Source organism: Rhizobium sp. BK289 (assembly GCF_014193575.1).
GTDB classification, from domain to species: Bacteria; Pseudomonadota; Alphaproteobacteria; order Rhizobiales; family Rhizobiaceae; genus Rhizobium; species Rhizobium tropici_C.
The window spans coordinates 332,348-348,154 of sequence record NZ_JACHZO010000004.1; the positions used below are offsets into that span (position 1 = coordinate 332,348).

Sequence of the window (15,807 nt, forward strand, 5' to 3'; positions counted from 1 at the left end):
TGCTCTTATGGCCGGCGGCCGGTTCCCCTCGGCTGACGGTTCATGCGTCCAATCCCAAGGGATCGGGAATGCGCGGCCACAGATCGAGGCGCGCCTTGCGATAGGGTGTCGTTGCTGGATCCGTTGGATAGGAGGTCGGCGCGGCGACGTAGACGATTTCGGAGGACACCGGCACGAAACCAGCATGGAAGTGATTAGTCGATTTGACCAACAGATAGGCCTTCTCCGCAAAATCGACGCCTTGATTGGAGAAGATATCCGGCTCGTAGGTCTGCGTTCGGCTGGTGATCAGCACGATGTCGATACTGGTTCCGACCGGACGGACGACAGCGGTGCTGCCAAGCACGACGCGGCTATTGCGGAAGCTCTGCCAGCCGGCATGGAAGAGCCGCTGCACGGTGACCCGAAGATCAAGCGGCTCACCCCCTTCCGGCCCCGACTTGCCGCCGACGCGCAGGTTAAGCACTGCCCCTTCGCCCGCCGCGTGGCAGAAGCTCACCGCGATCGGATCCCAGATCGTCGCAACGGCGAAGTCATCCAGGCCGCGCTGTATCATCCGCCGCAGAATATGCGTTGCATCGCCGGCAACGCCGCCGCCCGGATTGTCCCAGACATCGGCGATCGTCACCGGCAGCTCCGGATGCGCAGCGCGGATTGCTATCACCCGATCGAGGCCTGCCTCGGTATCGAACATCGGCATGGCTGCTTCCTTGCGCAGGCCGTAGAGTTCGCGACCAAGTGAAGCGGCCAGGGCATCGCCCTTAACCTTGTCATCATCGGTCAAGACGATGATGCGCGTACCCATGTCGGGCAGGTCGCCGGCCATGAAGCCATGGATAACGGAGATCGAGAGCACGCCGTCCCTGCCCTCCATCGCCTTCAGGCGGTCGACAAAGGATCGCATCGGTTCGCGGCTCGTCGGAAAGATGGTGATCATGCGGCAATCGAACGTCGAGATGACCGGCTTAATTTCGCCCCGGAGCGTCCGAAGCGCCAGTTCGACGACATGCTCCCCACGTTCTTCGAAATCGATATGCGGAAATTCGAGAAAGGCCGCCATGATATCGAGATTGGCGACGCGCAGTGCCGTCAGATGGCTGTGCGGATCAAACTCCGCCGCGACGAGCACATCGGGTCCGACGATATCGCGCACCCGGCACAGCAAATCGCCTTCGGGATCGTCATAGCCTTGAGCCGCCATCGCGCCATGGAGGCCGAGAACGACGGCATCGACGGGCATCGCCGCGGTCAGTTCGGCAAGGATTTGGTCGCGAAGCGTCTCATAGGTCTGACGTTGGATGAGCCCGGCCGGCTCCGCCCAGCAGGAGGTCCCCTCGATAGCAACGAACCCTTCCGCTTTGGCGCGTCGGCGCAGGATCGGTACAACCGAGGAGCAAAGGGTCGGCGTTTCCGGATGCTCGCCCGGTCCAGCATAAAATGCCGCCTTGAAGGCGTTCATATCGGTCGGAACGGGAGAAAATGTGTTTGTTTCAGTCGCCAATGAGGCGGTGAAAATGCGCATACCTATTACCCGAATAAACAGAGTTTCGGAGCCGGAAACTGATCAGCACCGAACCCTCTCACCCGTTGCGTTCGAGCGATGCCCGGGACTGCCAAAGCCGCCGTGTTGGAATGACCGTCCGTGAAATCAAAGGTCGACCGCAGCCGCCATCGACTTCATCGACAGATTTAGCCCCCGTTCGTAAGTTCACCCATTCGTCGTTCTTATGTAATTTATTTTCATCATAATGCGTTAAATATACGGGAAGTCAACGCCACTTGAATATTTTCAAGGGAATTTGTAATTTTTTTTCTTCGTTGATAAAAAACGTCGCGAGGCTTTCATCTTCGATCGAGGAAGCGCTTGCGGAATGAAAAGCGCGCCTTCGTTCATCGGAAAAATATGGCGAAACAGTCTACCGATCACCGTTGCAGTATTTTGTCGTCCTGACGACGGCATGACTGGCCACGCCTCAACCATTGGCGAAGGCGTCTGCCATCCTCCTCGACCGTAAGATAAAGCTTACTTTTCTGCTCTCTGCAAAAGAATGCGCATTTCCTCGAACCGTCGTTTCCGGTCGGCATCCTGGTCGTTGGCCGTGTAGCAGGTGCTCGATACGCAGAACTTGGCAAGGTTATGAGGCTTGTCTGTCCTGTCGAACTCGCATTCGAACGTATCACTCATCTCAGATGGCGCCGTTCCCTGCCGGGTGGAATAAGCCATGCGCACGCCCGGCGGCTTCAGCTCGGGAAAGGATTGGATCGCGCCGATCGAGAGCCCATCCGACAGGAAGAAATTCTTGGCCACCATCTTGCAGGTTGCCTCGAGATCGGTCGATTGCGCGAATGCGGCCGTCGGGATCAGCGTAAGGGTAAGCAAAACCAGATGTTTGAACACCGGAACCTCCATTGGATACGCTACGGATTCACTTAAGAGCGCGACCGGCAAAGGCAAGGCCGCTACGTCATCTTCCGCATCAGCGCATCGAGGGCCGCCTCGGCCGCCCAAATCTTCCAGGAAGCCGATCCGGCCGGGAACATTCGCCTCACGCACTTGTTCGGCATGCACATGGGAAGTGTCAAAGCCACAGCTGAAACTCTGGAGGACAGTCATCATGACCGCATCGAAGACAACGACGGATCATGAGGAAATACGCCGCTGGGCGGAGGCCCGCAATGGACATCCGGCTCGTGTCAAGGGAACAGGAAACGGCGGATTGTTGCGGATCGATTTCGGCGAGCCGGAGGAAACTCTCGAAGAGATCTCCTGGGATCAGTTTTTCGAGATCTTCGATCGAAGCGACTTGGCATTTCTCTATCAGGACAAGACTGAAGCAGGTGCGGAAAGCCGTTTCAACAAGTTCGTCAGCCGTGCGGCGAGGAACCAAGCCAAATAAGTCCTCGGACATGTCAAAGCAGACGACGTGCTCAACAACGCCGCACCTGAATCCGCATCGATCCTGATCTGCCCGGCGGAGCCGACAGAAAGAAGAAGGACTACCGGGTTGGCACCTGGTCCATTCGACGTCGGCGCATTCGCCATTGGATAGAATGCAAAGCAAATCGAGATATCAAGGAGGACGACCCATGGCATATGGCTATGAAGACGGCAATGATCGGTACCGCAGAAACAGGGATCGCAACTATGGCAGCCGCGAACGGAATAATCCGGACTGGGATCGATATGGTTCGGAGTTCGATCGTCCCTATTCCTCCCGCGCATCGGATCGCTACTCCGCCGACGACCGGGATAGCTGGACGACGGACGATCTAGGCTATTCGGATTATGGTTATGGCGATCGCCGTAGCCTTCGCGCCTATCCCGAGCGTTCATTCGACGATCGCGAGAGGGGATATGCGCGACAAGCTAATTTCGACCGTTCCTCCGGCCGGCCCTCACGCGATTTCATGGATCGCGCAGGGGATGAAATCGCATCATGGTTCGGCGACGATGATGCCGCTCGCCGCCGCGAGATGGACAAGTTTCGTGGCAAGGGGCCGAAAGGATACAAGCGCGCCGACGAACGGATCCTGGAGGATGTCAATGATCGGCTGACCTACGCGCCGTCGCTCGACGCTTCCGAGATCGAGGTTTCGGTTGCGGGCGGCGAAGTTATCCTCGCGGGCTTCGTCTTCAATCGTCAGGACAAGCGAGTGGCCGAAGACATAGTCGACGACGTTTTCGGCGTCTCGCATGTTCAAAACAACCTTCGGGTCAAGACAGCCGGAGAAAGCGTCGGCGGCCTCGATACCTGATATCGGGGGCCTGTCCGCGCGCAAGTTCGGCCACGCCCAAATGGGCGCCGGCTCGTGCCATCGGCTTCAGACGAATAAGTCCGATGGCGCTAACGAAGAATGGAGGTCCATCATGCAAGTCAGTGAAGCTATGACACGAGACGTACGCATTGCGCGTCCCGACCAATCGATCCGGGATGCCGCTTTGATCATGGCGGATATCGATGCCGGCGTGGTTCCGATCCGCGATAATGACCACCTGGTCGGCGTCATCACGGATCGGGATATCGCCATCCGCGCCATTGCCCGGGGCAAGGGACCGGACGCCAGGATTGCCGATGTGATGAGCTTCGATATCAAATACTGCTTCGAGGACGAAGAGATCGATCACGTCATGCAAAATCTCGGCGACCAGCAACTTCGCCGCCTTCCCGTGGTCAGCCGTGACAAACGCCTGGTCGGCATACTGTCTTTGGCTGATATCGCTGTGAAAGCCAGCGATGGTGCGGCCGGATCAGCGCTTTCAGGCATTTCGCGACCAGGCGGCAGACACTCGCAAACCGGCGTCTAATCGGAAGAGTTGCCGATTTCTTAAGCCTTGTCGATCGCCCATCCCGATAATGGGGCGGGCGATCGCTTCGTATGATGTCCGGACGTTGCAGAGGGATCACGGCCCGGAGGCGCTAACGCGCCAAACCGTGTTGCCGACATCGTCGGCAATCAGAAGGGCGCCGGCATTGTCAACCGCAAGCCCCACCGGCCGCCCTCTTGCCTCGTTAGCGCCGTTCAGAAAGCCGGTCACCACATCTTGCGGAGCGCCTTTCGGCTGGCCGCCCGCGAAGGGTACGAAGATCACCTTGTAGCCGTTGAATTGGTAGCGATTCCAGCTCCCGTGCTCGCCGACGAACGCGCCGCCGCGATAGGCCGCCGGCAGATTGGCGCCCGTGTAAAAAACCATGCCGAGCGGCGCCACGTGCGAACTCAGCGCGTAATCGGGAACGATCGCCTTCTCGACCAGATCCGGCCTTTGCGGCATGACACGGGGATCGATATTCTTGCCGAAATAGCTGTATGGCCATCCATAGAAACCGCCCTCCTTCACGGAGGTCATATAATCCGGCACGAGGTTGGGGCCAAGTTCGTCGCGCTCGTTGACAACGGTCCAGAGGGCATGGGTCTCGGGTTCCCAGGACAGTCCGTTCGGGTTCCTGAGGCCATCCGCGAAAATGCGATGACGTCCCGTAGCCCTATCGACCTCCCAGATGGAAGCTCGGTCCACCTCGGCCTGAATGCCGTTTTCCGTGATGTTGCTGTTGGACCCGACACCAGCGTAAAGCAGCGATCCGTCCGGACTAGCCACAAGGCTCTTGGTCCAATGGTGATCGATGGGGCCGCCCGGTAAATCGGTCAGCTTCGTTCCGGGCTCGGGGATACTTGTCTCCCCGGTCTTGTATGGGTAGCGCGTGATCTTGTCCGTCTCTGCGACATAGAGATCGCTGCCGACGAGGGCGACGCCGAAAGGAGAATTGAGATGGTCGAGAAAGACGCTCTTCGTTTCGGCAACACCATCGCCATCGGCATCGCGCAATAGCGTGATGCGGTTGCTACCTTCGTTGCTGCCCGCGGACGTCGCCATTGCCTCGATCCAGCCCATGATGAGGTCCTTCGGCCGCTTGATCGAAGCTTCGGGCGGCGCGACGGATTCCACTGCAAGAACGTCACCATTCGGCAACACATAGATCGAACGCGGGTGTTTCAACCCCGTCGCAAGTGCCTTGATCTGCAATCCGTGTGCAACCTGCGGCTTTTCGCCATTTTGCCAGCCGATGACCTTGGCGACATGCATTGGAGGAAAAAGATATTGCGTTTGAGCCGGCAGCGTCGGATTCGGTCCGATCTGGCCGGTCGGATCCTCTTCGTTCTGACTGCAGCCGGAAAGAACGGAGATCGCGCCAAAGACGAGGACCGCGGCCATCGTCTCACTTGTCTTGAAGATCATGGTTCGACTCCCGGGTTTTCGTAGTCGATCAGTGCCCAGCGTATCCAGCCGCTGAAAAGGATGAAAACGACCGTCACGATGGAAAGGATGAGCCCCATGGGAACGACGGAAGTCCACGCATCCCGGCTATGTATCAGCGCGTTGAAGAATGAGAGGACAAGGATAAGAGCGTTGCAGATCACATAAGGCCATAGTCGCCCTTGCATCGAGGAAAGGCGCCCGGCGAAAGCATCGACAGCCGCAGCGACGATCGCGACCAAGCCGAACAAGAGCCCGACCGCCAGCAACCATGCGGAGGTGTCCGCCCACATCATTTCGGCGGATTTCCAATAAGCGAGATCCGTCGCCAACGCGCCGGCGAAGCAGACCATTGGAATTGGAACGAGAAGAGTGTGAAAAGGGCGATATGAAGCATGACGCGTCACCTGAAGATCTCGAACGACCATGGCGGTGTCTCCAATATTCCCGCAGAGATTGCTATCCAACTTCCGCCGATCTGCTTTGTTCCGGACTCGGCAAAGGGCGGATTCCCGAGGAATCTCATAGCCAAAACTGGAGCGTGAGACGCAGCCGTTCAAGCTGAAGCCCGCCACAGGCGAGCTTTTCGGTTTCAGCAAAAGCGGAAAGTCTTTAGGCTGTTCTACTTGCCGCCCTTCCGCTTGGGATCGTGGCTATGATGACGATCGCGTTCTCCGCCACCGCCGGAGACCTTGCTGCGGTCGCGCCGATCGGGCTCGGCAGGCGGCTTTGGAATATTCAATGGCGCCTTGGCATTTTCATGCGATGCGCCAGGGCCGCCCTGGCGGATACTGGCCGGCGTCTTGGTCGAAGTGGACATTGGCACCTCCTATCGATCCTGTTGATGACCCTGGTGGCTGGTGTTGATCCTGCTGTTTCCCTGCTGGCCCTTCTTCTCGGGATCGACGGACGTGTCAGGCCTGCGAGGATCGGATACGGACGGTCTGGCGTGATCGCCGACGCCCTTATCGCTCCGGTTTTCTTCGGGAACGGGTGGTGGTTTGCTGTTCATCATGTCCTCCTATCGTTGCTCTTGGTGAGACCCGCTGCGACATCCATCGAGCGGAAAATCGCGAAGCTGTGCGAGCCTGGAGAATGGCGGAGCGGGTCGTGTCACTGCGCCTGGGACGATGATGCGGCGCCAGGCGGAGTCGGCTCGCCGGGATGGAACTCGAAGGCGAAAAAGACGGCGATGACACAGGCAAGAACGAAAATCGTCGCAACGAAGATCATCATGCGGCGACGTGCTTGCGGCTCTCGGTCCATTTGGCCTCCTCACGAGCTTCTCGCCCGCGCACCAGGCGCGGTCATTTTCTCGGCATCATATGACCGACGAAGGTCTAACCCGTGTCCTATCCATAATGTTCCCCCGGGATGACCGAGGTTGCGCGGCGCATGTCCGTGCAACGACGGTCCACCGTCATAGCAACGGTTTGCCTCCCGTAACGGCGACTGTGGTTCCGGAGACATAGCTCGAAAGCGGGTCGGCAAGCATGACATAGGTCGTTGCGAGTTCCACCGGCTGCCCGGGCCGCTTCATTGGCACCTGCTTCCCGAAATCCTTGACGGCGTCCTCCGGCAGTGTCGAAGGAATGAGCGGCGTCCAGATGGGGCCAGGCGCGACAGCATTGGCGCGAATGCCCTTTTCCGCGAGCAACTGCGCCAGACCGGCAGTGAAATTCTGGATGGCGCCTTTGGTGGTGGCGTAGGCGAGCAATGTCGGATTCGGGTTGTCCGAATTGATCGACGCCGTATTGATGATGGCGCTGCCCGGCTTCATATGAGCCACGGCCGCCTTGGTCAGATAGAACATGGCATGGATATTGACCTTGAACGTCAATTCCCACTCCTCGTCGCTGATGTCGCCGATCTCGTGAAAGCTTGCCTGATGGGCGGCATTGTTGACGAGGATGTCGATCCCGCCGAGTTCGGCCACGGCCTTGTCGACGATATGGCGGCAATGCTTGGGATCCTGGATATCGCCTGCGACCAGTACCGCCTTTCGGCCCGCCTTCTCGACCCAGCGTCGGGTCTCATGCGCATCGTCATCTTCGCTGAGATAGGAGATCAGAATATCGGCACCCTCGCGCGCGAAGGCGATTGCGACCGCGCGACCGATACCGCTGTCGCCGCCGGTGATGATCGCCCTCTTGCCGGCAAGTCTCTCCGATCCGCGATAGCTCTCTTCTCCATGATCCGGTGCCGGATCCATGGCAACCGTATGACCGGGCATCGGCTGCTGCTGCGACGGGAATGGCGGCTTGGGATAGGTAACCATGATTGTCTCCGAATTCTGTGTGGTTTCGTCCTCGCTGGATTTCCTCGTTCCGAACCCTCTCATTCGCGCCTGGTTCCACGATTGGCAAAATCCTCGGACGATCCAGCCCAGGAACCTTGGCGCCCCCTTGCAGTTCTGACCGCAAGACCAATTCCGGATGATCCGCTTCATCCGTCTCGAAAGGATATTTCAATGCATCGTTTCAAGGACAAGGTTGTCATCGTGACCGGCGCGGCTTCCGGGATGGGAGAAGCGACCGCCCGGCGATTTTCGGAGGAAGGCGCCAGTGTCGTCCTTGTCGATCGCAATGCCGAGGCGCTGGGCAAGGTCGTTGCCGACCTGCCGCCGGAGCGCAGCATGACGCAGGTCGTGGACGTCTCGCAATCGGCCGCGGTCGATGCGATGGTGTCGGCGGTTGTGGACAGGTTCGGCCGGCTTGATGTCATCGTCAACAATGCAGGCGTCCACGAGGCGGGCGAACCTGCCGACATTTCCGACGAGCGTTGGCGCAATGTGATGGCAACCGACCTCGATGGCGTATTTTTCGGATGCCGTGCCGCCATTCCGCACCTTGAGAAAACAAAAGGTGCGATCATCAACACCGCATCCGTTTCAGGGACAGGAGGCGACTGGGGAATGAGCCCCTACAACGCCGCCAAGGGCGGTGTTGTCAATCTCACCCGGGCGCTCGCACTTGATCTTGGCAAGAAGGGAATCCGCGTCAATTCGGTGTGTCCGAGCCTGACGCGAACAGGCATGACCAAGGACATGCTCAAGGACGAAGCGCTGGTGGCTAAATTCACGCAGCGCATTGCACTCGGCCGTGTTTGCGAGCCGCACGAAGTCGCCGCCGTCATCGCCTTTCTGGCGAGCGACGACGCGAGCTTCGTCACCGGTGCCAATATTGCCGTCGATGGCGGGGTCTCGGCTTCCAATGGCCAGCCGGCGCAAGATTGAGCGGAGGTAAGTGTCATGAACTTCAAGAAAATCGAACTCCAGAACGGACAGAATACCTATATCGTCGTGCTCGATACCAATGAGGAAGCCTTCGCAACGCTCTCGGCATTCGCCACGGAGCAGGAACTGACCGCGGCCTCGATCACCGCCATCGGAGCGTTTGAAAGGGCGACGGTCGGCTGGTTCGATTTCGCAGATCGCAATTACCGCGAGATCCCGGTCCCGAAGCAATGCGAAGTGCTGAGCCTGGTCGGCGATATCGCCACAGGCGACGACGGCAGGGCAAGTCTGCATCTTCACGCGGTTCTCGGCCTGGAGGATGGTTCGACCCGCGGCGGCCACTTCCTCAACGGCATCGTTCATCCGACATTGGAAGCAACCATCGTCGAAACGCCCGCCCATCTGCATCGCCGCCACCAAAAGGATCTTGGCATCGCGCTGATCGAGCTCTGAAGCCTATTGCCGCACCTCTGCGCCGGAACAATGCCGATCGGCAAAGGTTCGACCTGCCGAACCCGACACGAGCATGAATCCGGCGGAAGGAGAATACTATGGCGAGCGAGACGAATTTCGAAACATCGCGCGGTGAAGGCGGCGAGACGCATCAGCACATCGCGACGAAAGGACCGCATGACGGTGCCGATCATCTGACGACCAATCAAGGCATACGGGTTTCAGACAACCAGAACAGCTTGAAATCGGGCAAGCGAGGGCCGACGCTGCTGGAAGATTTCGTTCTGCGTGAAAAGATCTTCCATTTCGACCACGAGCGAATTCCCGAAAGGATCGTTCATGCGAGGGGTTCGGCGGCTCATGGCTTCTTCGAGCTTTACGAACCGCTTTCCGATATAACCCGCGCCGATCTGTTCCAGCGCAAGGGCGAGAAGACACCCGTTTTCGTACGATTTTCCACGGTTGCCGGCGGAGCGGGATCGGTCGACACGCCACGGGACGTGCGTGGCTTCGCCGTGAAATTCTATACCAAGCAGGGTAATTGGGATCTCGTCGGCAACAATATCCCCGTGTTCTTCATCCAGGATGCGCTGAAATTTCCGGATCTGGTGCATGCGGTCAAAATGGAGGCCGACAGGGCCTATCCGCAGGCTGCCACCGCTCACGACACCTTCTGGGACTTTGTCTCGCTGATGCCGGAATCGACGCATATGCTGATGTGGGCAATGTCCGACCGCGCCATTCCCCGCTCCTTCCGCATGATGCAGGGGTTCGGCATCCACACTTTTCGCTTCGTCAACGAGGCCGGCAAATCCACCTTCGTGAAGTTTCACTGGAAACCGAAGCTCGGCATCCAATCGCTGGTGTGGGACGAAGCTCTCAAGCTGCAGGCCGCCGATAACGACTATCATCGCCGCGATCTTTTCGAAGCCATCGCGGCAGGGCAATTTCCGGAATGGGAACTGGGATTGCAGCTCTTCGACGATGCCTTTGCCGAGAGCCTTCCCTATGATGTCCTCGATTCCACGAAAATCATTCCTGAAGAGATATTGCCGCTGAAGATCGTCGGGCGCCTGGTCCTCGACCGCAATCCGGATAATTTCTTCGCTGAAACGGAACAGGTGGCATTCTGCCCTGCCAATATCGTTCCAGGCGTCGATTTCACCAACGATCCATTGCTGCAGGGGCGCCTGTTCAGTTATCTCGATACGCAGAAATCCCGTCTCGGCACTGCCAACTTCCATCAATTGCCGATCAATGCACCAAAATGTCCGGTCATGAATTTTCAGCGTGACGGGCAGATGCAGATGGCAGTGCCGAAAGGGCGGGCCAATTACGAACCCAACAGCCTTGGCGCTGATGGCGAAGCCGGCGGCCCGCGTGAATGCCCCGTCAGCGGCTTTCAAACCTACGAGCATCAGGCTGGGGAGGCGGAGCAAGGCGACAAGTTTCGCATTCGCGGCGAACTCTTTGCCGATCACTACAGCCAGGCCCGTCTGTTCTGGAAGTCGCAGACACCGTCGGAGCAAGCCCATATCGCCTCGGCATTCGTCTTCGAACTGTCGAAGGTGCAATTGGAGCAGGTGCCTCCACGCATGGTCGGCAATCTGATGAATGTCGACAGCGGGCTTGCCAATCGCGTTGCAGCCGGCCTCGGTCTGGTTATGCCTCAGAAGAACGCCCCGGCGCGCGAACCGATCGATCTCGACGCATCCCCTGCTCTGTCCATTCACAGGAATATGAAAGAAACCCTGGAGGGGCGAAAAATAGGCATACTGATTGCCGCCGGAAGCGACGCCAAAGCGGTTTCCGATCTTGTCGATCTGTTGAACGAGGCAAAGGCAACGCCCTTCCTCGTAGCGCCGAAGATCGGCGATACGAAGCTTTCCGACGGCAACACGATCAGAGCCGACGGGCAACTTCTCGGGTCGCCTTCGCAGATCTTCGACGCAGTTGCCGTCATCCTTTCCAAGGAGGGTGCCGCTGCGCTCGCCAAGGAGGCGGCCGCCGTGCAATGGGTGATGGACGCGTTCGGGCATTTGAAGGCGATCGGTCATGACGCTCCAGCCAAAGCGCTTCTCGACAAGGCGGGCATTCAGCCCGATGCCGGCGTCGTGGACCTTGCCTCATTCCCGGGCGCTGCAGCCAAGCGCTATTGGAATCGTGAGCCGGGATTGCGCATGCTCGCCTGAACGGTAAGGCCTTCATGTTACCGGAAGGCCTTCGTTCGGCGACAGTCGGCGGCCGACGACTAGCTAGGCTGCTTGCCGAAAGGTGCGTCTAACACCGGTTACATAAAGCCAGCCGAGAGGCATATCGGAAATTTCGTTAGCCTGTATTTTGGCGCGCTTTTTCTTCCGCTTCCAAAGCCACTGCCAGTCGTGGCTGCTCCGAAAAGCTGGGGTGGCATAACTTGTCACACATTTTCCCCTGCTCTCTCTACTGCAAAAACCAGCAGTTATATGATGGATTGTATATTCCCTCGACCGTTTGATTGAATGAGGTTGTGCGAGCGGTGCAGATATTTCCGCCAGTTGTGAAATTAACGATGCCTTGAACGATCATCTTTATGCGCCTTCCCTGATAAACCGGCGTTATCGAGGATATGGTGCCATTACCCGACACTATCGCAATTGGATTGACGGGTACGGAGATGGCTGAAGCAGTTGGAATAGGACTTGAAAACGTGTCGTCTATCCCAAAATTATCGTTAGCGATAAATCTGATATTGTTGGAATTCGCTGTTGGCGACCAATTTATTGGCGTCACGGTGAAGGTAAAATCGTTTCCGGTGACCATGCCTATGTCAGTACTACTCGTCGATATAGTTATTCCGGCAGCTACGGTCCCGCCGTTATAGTTATCGCATTGCCCAATCCTATTATTCTGTATCATGATATTCGACGCATTTCCTTCATAGATAATACCGCTGCTGGATGACGGACCAGCAGAGCAAATGGTGCTATCCCTGATGTGGATATTGCGGCCTCCCTTAATTCTTATGGCCGGCAGATTGCTCCTTGCGTAAACGGTCTGCTGAACAAAATATATCCCGGAAAAACTAAGCGCGTTGGCCGTATTTTGGATTAAAATGGCGGCGTCGCTATTGGAGTTTGACGCCCAAGATCCTGTAAACCTGTTTCCGAACACAGTGGCAGTGCTCGAGCCCGTATCAATTACCAAACCACTGGCAGTGTCCGTGTCGCCAAGAACGCTTCCCGCGAATGATGACCAAGCCACCGCATGCTCTGCACCCGGAAATATTTTTGTTCCCACGCCGCAATTGAAACTGAAGACGTTGCCTTCCGAGACAATTCCTCCGGCATCGAGAACCAGGAGTCCTGTCCCCGGCTTATAGTTGCAATATACCGCATTATTGGTCAATTTGAGATCGACCGTGTTGGCCTTCGTTGAGCTTACCCCAACCCGTATGCCCCCACACAAAGGAGAATCGCTCAATATCGTGATCGTATTCTGGGTGATGATCGATTCTACATTTTGCCTAGAGCCTATTCCTGAAACATCGATTGCCCAGCAAATCCCGTTAATCTGATTGCCTTCTAAACGAACCGAGTTGGCGTCTACCGGGAGCACCACAGCTGCCCCACTTGTGCTGGTCGCACCGTTGACCGAGTCAATGCATACCCTGCTCAACACAGAGCCCGCACCACGAAGCGTGAGGAGATCGAAATTCGCAGGCCCCGCCCGAAGGCCCGTTGAACATCCGGCGTTGTAGATACCTCCACCGCCAGCATCACCCTCGATCACGATCTGACCAGCAGATGTCAGCGCCGAATTAACACGGAACAGCCCACCGCTGATGCGGAGCAATCCTCCTTGCATCGCATTAATCGCCTTCTGTACGCAGGCCGAATTGTCTGCCGTGCCATTTCCAACGCAGCCCCATTGCCTAAGATCGGCGCCGGCGGCGCCGTACTGAGCTATCCAACATTTGCCATCTGATGGAGGCACTTGCGAGCCAACGTCACCGCCGGTGATGGAACATGCAGATGGCGAAGAGGTGAAAAATTGTGGGGGAGCTCCAACGCCAGAAGCTGCGTCTAATCGCAATACTGCCGACGCCATTGTTGATGGAAAGGCTTGCAGGGCTGCTGTATTTGCCGCAATGGGCAAATCTTGAGCCTGCACTTGCACTGATAGTAGGAGCAATAAAGTAAGGATACCCGTTCGAATGCGTAAGAACATGCACTCCTACCTAAAAAGCAAGCCTAAGGCCCCTCGTTGCAACTGAGGCGGGGTGCAGCTATCCCCGTATGGAATCGATCGCCTCTTCGTCGCAAATGATATCGCGACGTGAGGGTTCTGGAGTTTGTATCAGAGAAGCCTTTTCATTTTCGCGCTGAACTCGATCTGTCGGATCGACAGCATAATTCTCGACGAAACATCGCATAGCATGTGCCACACCGAGCGAATTCACCTCGCGATAATCGTCTTCATAGTACAGACCGCCGGCATAGCTACCCGTAATGATTTCGTAGGAAGGAAAATAATCGACCCAGCTGAAATCCGACACGATTTGCTCTGCGGCCACCCGCAAAACGGATTTGCTATATGTCGTCGAAACGAGAACGTTTCTCTTCTCATAGGTGGCGATCAGCGGCACCGGCGAAACGGTCAGGAGGACTTGTATCTGGGGATTTTTCCGCTTGAGCTTCTTCAGGAACGTCGAAAGGTCGGCCTCAACATCCGCAACCTTAAAATTGACAAACTCGTGCCGCGTCGGGTCGAATGATCCGGCGACGACGCCTGGAGCCAGCGGAAATACCGAGCCGTCGAGCTTCGACCGCCAAGCCTCTGTAAGACCGAGCGTGAAAACCAGCACGTCCGCATCCGCAAAAACTGAGCGAACAGCGGCGAGATGTTGCCCGCGAGCCTCTGTTACAGCCTCCATTGTTTCGTACCCATCCGGCTCGATCTGCGGCCGATAAGGGTCGACATAGCGGCCGTCCTTGCGCAGCCACGCCTTTTCCTCAGGCTTCCTCTCTTCGAAAGCCTCCTCGAACAATTGCAACAGCTGACGGGCGGTATAAAGATTTCCATAACGAGCGGAAAAGACACTGAAATTCCGCCGGATACGTTCCTCCTCCGGCAATCGCTCGCCCTTCTCCGGAACGAAATAATGAAAACCTATTCGTTGAAGCTGTCGGGAAATGTGCTGAGCGAAACAGCTTCCGGCCGTCGCAATCTTCGATGTTTTCGTGAGGCGAAACTTGGGATCAACAACTGGATCGAAGAGATGCGTTTCGATACGGGCCACCGAACGGCGCCAAAGCTGGAAATTCTCGATAACGGCATAGGGATTCGTCATCTGCTTGCCTCAGCTATCGCGGCTTTGACCATTTCGTAGCGCTGGAGAACTCCACGCTCGACCAGAATTGAGCCGGCCGGAAGACCGGCATAGACCGCAAAGCTCAATTCGATGAACTTTTCGAGCGGGATGAGGCGGTAGTCATTCGGCAGCTTGAAAAGGTACGAGCCCTTGACGCCCAGCCTCTCGGCAATTTCGGGATAGACCGGATAGCATGGTCCGTTCAGGAGATTGTCAGCTGGTATGACCTCGCCATCTGCGGTTTCGACACCCAGACGCTTCATAAAGGCATGAGCAATATCGTAGATGCAACGAACCTTCGGGTGATTCACCGAATACATGAAGGAATCGCCGCGGGACCATTTCGCAAACGAGGCTGAGATATCCAGATCATACTTCGCAAAGTTCTGGAAGAGCTGCGTTCGCTCCTGTTCCCAACGTGAGAAAAACCCGCTTCTTTCGAAAATATCCCGGTTAAATAACTTACGGGTTGTCTCCAGATCCAGTCCGGCTTCGAACGCCGCAAGAACGATCATCGAATGGTATGAACCCATCGGACCTTCGAGCGGACCATTCGAGAAGGCGTAGCAAATATCCGGATGGTAAGCGTCAAAATGGATCGACGGAATGAAATCCAGGTTTTGCGCTGCGGTGAAATCAAACTCGCCGTCCTGCAATTGAGGATGGACTATTACCCTGAAATACTGAGAAACTTCCTGCTTATACTTCTGGATATTATGTCTGAACGACCAGATATCAACCCCCTCGATATGGAAACGAGGGCCTAGAAGTTTCAGGGAATTCGTGAGGCCGAAGGTCTGGCAATTCGATATAACAAGCCAAGTTTCCATCCAATGATATCCGACCAACCAACTTTCAACGTATTAGCTCTTCGCCGTCGAGGGATTACCAATCATCCGTTCCTTGATAGGAAAAGAAAGGTTGAGTATCCTCATTATTATAGTCACGAACCAAGCCGTCTATATCAATGCCGACGGCATTGAGCGTTTTGCGAAAAACCTTCCTAACGTTCCAAAG

17 protein-coding genes are annotated in these 15,807 nt (G+C 56.7%); 6 read left to right on the plus strand and 11 right to left on the minus strand.

Annotated features, from left to right (window positions below; genetic code table 11):
- Positions 1 to 40: 40 nt before the first annotated feature.
- Both FHT84_RS09980 and FHT84_RS09985 read right to left on the minus strand, forming a co-directional pair.
- A complete protein-coding gene (locus FHT84_RS09980; RefSeq protein WP_183762016.1) occupies positions 41 to 1,522 on the minus strand; it encodes a M81 family metallopeptidase in 1,482 nt (493 codons plus the stop codon).
- A 501-nt stretch (positions 1,523 to 2,023) separates the two neighbouring features.
- Positions 2,024 to 2,398, minus strand: a complete 375-nt coding sequence (locus FHT84_RS09985) for a hypothetical protein (protein WP_112345650.1) — start codon at positions 2,396 to 2,398, stop codon at positions 2,024 to 2,026.
- Between the two features lie 217 nt (positions 2,399 to 2,615).
- Between FHT84_RS09985 and FHT84_RS09990 the strand changes: the two genes are divergently transcribed.
- The 3 genes from FHT84_RS09990 to FHT84_RS10000 all read left to right on the plus strand — a co-directional run bounded on the left by FHT84_RS09990 (position 2,616) and on the right by FHT84_RS10000 (position 4,306).
- Positions 2,616 to 2,897, plus strand: a complete 282-nt coding sequence (locus FHT84_RS09990) for a hypothetical protein (protein ID WP_113248957.1) — start codon at positions 2,616 to 2,618, stop codon at positions 2,895 to 2,897.
- A gap of 190 nt (positions 2,898 to 3,087) precedes the next feature.
- Positions 3,088 to 3,756: a BON domain-containing protein gene (locus FHT84_RS09995; protein WP_210278828.1), complete on the plus strand. Its 669-nt coding sequence runs from the start codon at positions 3,088 to 3,090 to the stop codon at positions 3,754 to 3,756.
- A gap of 112 nt (positions 3,757 to 3,868) precedes the next feature.
- Positions 3,869 to 4,306 carry a CBS domain-containing protein gene (locus FHT84_RS10000; protein ID WP_183762020.1) on the plus strand — a complete coding sequence of 146 codons (438 nt, stop codon included), beginning with the start codon at positions 3,869 to 3,871 and terminating at the stop codon, positions 4,304 to 4,306.
- A 96-nt stretch (positions 4,307 to 4,402) separates the two neighbouring features.
- Here the strand turns inward: FHT84_RS10000 and FHT84_RS10005 are convergent, their stop codons facing one another.
- The 6 genes from FHT84_RS10005 to FHT84_RS10030 form a co-directional block, all read right to left on the minus strand.
- Positions 4,403 to 5,734, minus strand: a complete 1,332-nt coding sequence (locus FHT84_RS10005) for a sorbosone dehydrogenase family protein (RefSeq protein WP_183762022.1) — start codon at positions 5,732 to 5,734, stop codon at positions 4,403 to 4,405.
- On the minus strand, positions 5,731 to 6,180 hold the full coding sequence (locus tag FHT84_RS10010; RefSeq protein ID WP_183762183.1) for a DUF2231 domain-containing protein: 450 nt from the start codon (positions 6,178 to 6,180) through the stop codon (positions 5,731 to 5,733). Before FHT84_RS10010 ends, FHT84_RS10005 begins: the two co-directional genes overlap by 4 nt.
- 194 nt (positions 6,181 to 6,374) lie before the next feature.
- Complete coding sequence (locus FHT84_RS10015) at positions 6,375 to 6,572, minus strand: hypothetical protein (RefSeq protein WP_112345644.1); 198 nt, start codon at positions 6,570 to 6,572, stop codon at positions 6,375 to 6,377.
- Positions 6,573 to 6,581: 9 nt separating this feature from the next.
- A complete protein-coding gene (locus FHT84_RS10020) occupies positions 6,582 to 6,764 on the minus strand; it encodes a hypothetical protein (RefSeq protein ID WP_112345643.1) in 183 nt (60 codons plus the stop codon).
- Between the two features lie 101 nt (positions 6,765 to 6,865).
- The gene (locus tag FHT84_RS10025) at positions 6,866 to 7,018 is read right to left on the minus strand and encodes a hypothetical protein (RefSeq protein WP_169645411.1); all 153 of its coding nucleotides are present in this window, start codon (positions 7,016 to 7,018) and stop codon (positions 6,866 to 6,868) included.
- Positions 7,019 to 7,172: 154 nt separating this feature from the next.
- Positions 7,173 to 8,030 carry an SDR family oxidoreductase gene (locus FHT84_RS10030; protein WP_112345642.1) on the minus strand — a complete coding sequence of 286 codons (858 nt, stop codon included), beginning with the start codon at positions 8,028 to 8,030 and terminating at the stop codon, positions 7,173 to 7,175.
- 192 nt (positions 8,031 to 8,222) lie between these two features.
- Between FHT84_RS10030 and FHT84_RS10035 the strand changes: the two genes are divergently transcribed.
- The 3 genes from FHT84_RS10035 (at position 8,223) to FHT84_RS10045 (ending at position 11,632) form a co-directional block, all read left to right on the plus strand.
- Positions 8,223 to 8,987 carry an SDR family NAD(P)-dependent oxidoreductase gene (locus FHT84_RS10035; RefSeq protein WP_145644851.1) on the plus strand — a complete coding sequence of 255 codons (765 nt, stop codon included), beginning with the start codon at positions 8,223 to 8,225 and terminating at the stop codon, positions 8,985 to 8,987.
- A 15-nt stretch (positions 8,988 to 9,002) separates the two neighbouring features.
- Positions 9,003 to 9,440: a PPC domain-containing DNA-binding protein gene (locus FHT84_RS10040; protein ID WP_145644849.1), complete on the plus strand. Its 438-nt coding sequence runs from the start codon at positions 9,003 to 9,005 to the stop codon at positions 9,438 to 9,440.
- A 98-nt stretch (positions 9,441 to 9,538) separates the two neighbouring features.
- A complete protein-coding gene (locus tag FHT84_RS10045; protein WP_169645412.1) occupies positions 9,539 to 11,632 on the plus strand; it encodes a catalase in 2,094 nt (697 codons plus the stop codon).
- 247 nt (positions 11,633 to 11,879) lie between these two features.
- Here FHT84_RS10045 and FHT84_RS10050 read toward each other — a convergent pair whose 3' ends face one another.
- From FHT84_RS10050 to FHT84_RS10060, 3 genes are read right to left on the minus strand one after another with little or no spacing between them, the layout of a single operon-like run.
- Positions 11,880 to 13,646, minus strand: coding sequence for a hypothetical protein (locus FHT84_RS10050; RefSeq protein ID WP_183762025.1), 1,767 nt, complete (start codon positions 13,644 to 13,646; stop codon positions 11,880 to 11,882).
- Positions 13,647 to 13,704: 58 nt separating this feature from the next.
- Entirely contained in the window at positions 13,705 to 14,769 is a 1,065-nt protein-coding gene (locus FHT84_RS10055; RefSeq protein WP_145644846.1) for a GSCFA domain-containing protein, read from the minus strand.
- Positions 14,766 to 15,620, minus strand: coding sequence for a WcbI family polysaccharide biosynthesis putative acetyltransferase (locus tag FHT84_RS10060; protein WP_145644845.1), 855 nt, complete (start codon positions 15,618 to 15,620; stop codon positions 14,766 to 14,768). Before FHT84_RS10060 ends, FHT84_RS10055 begins: the two co-directional genes overlap by 4 nt.
- Between the last annotated feature and the right edge of the window lie 187 nt (positions 15,621 to 15,807).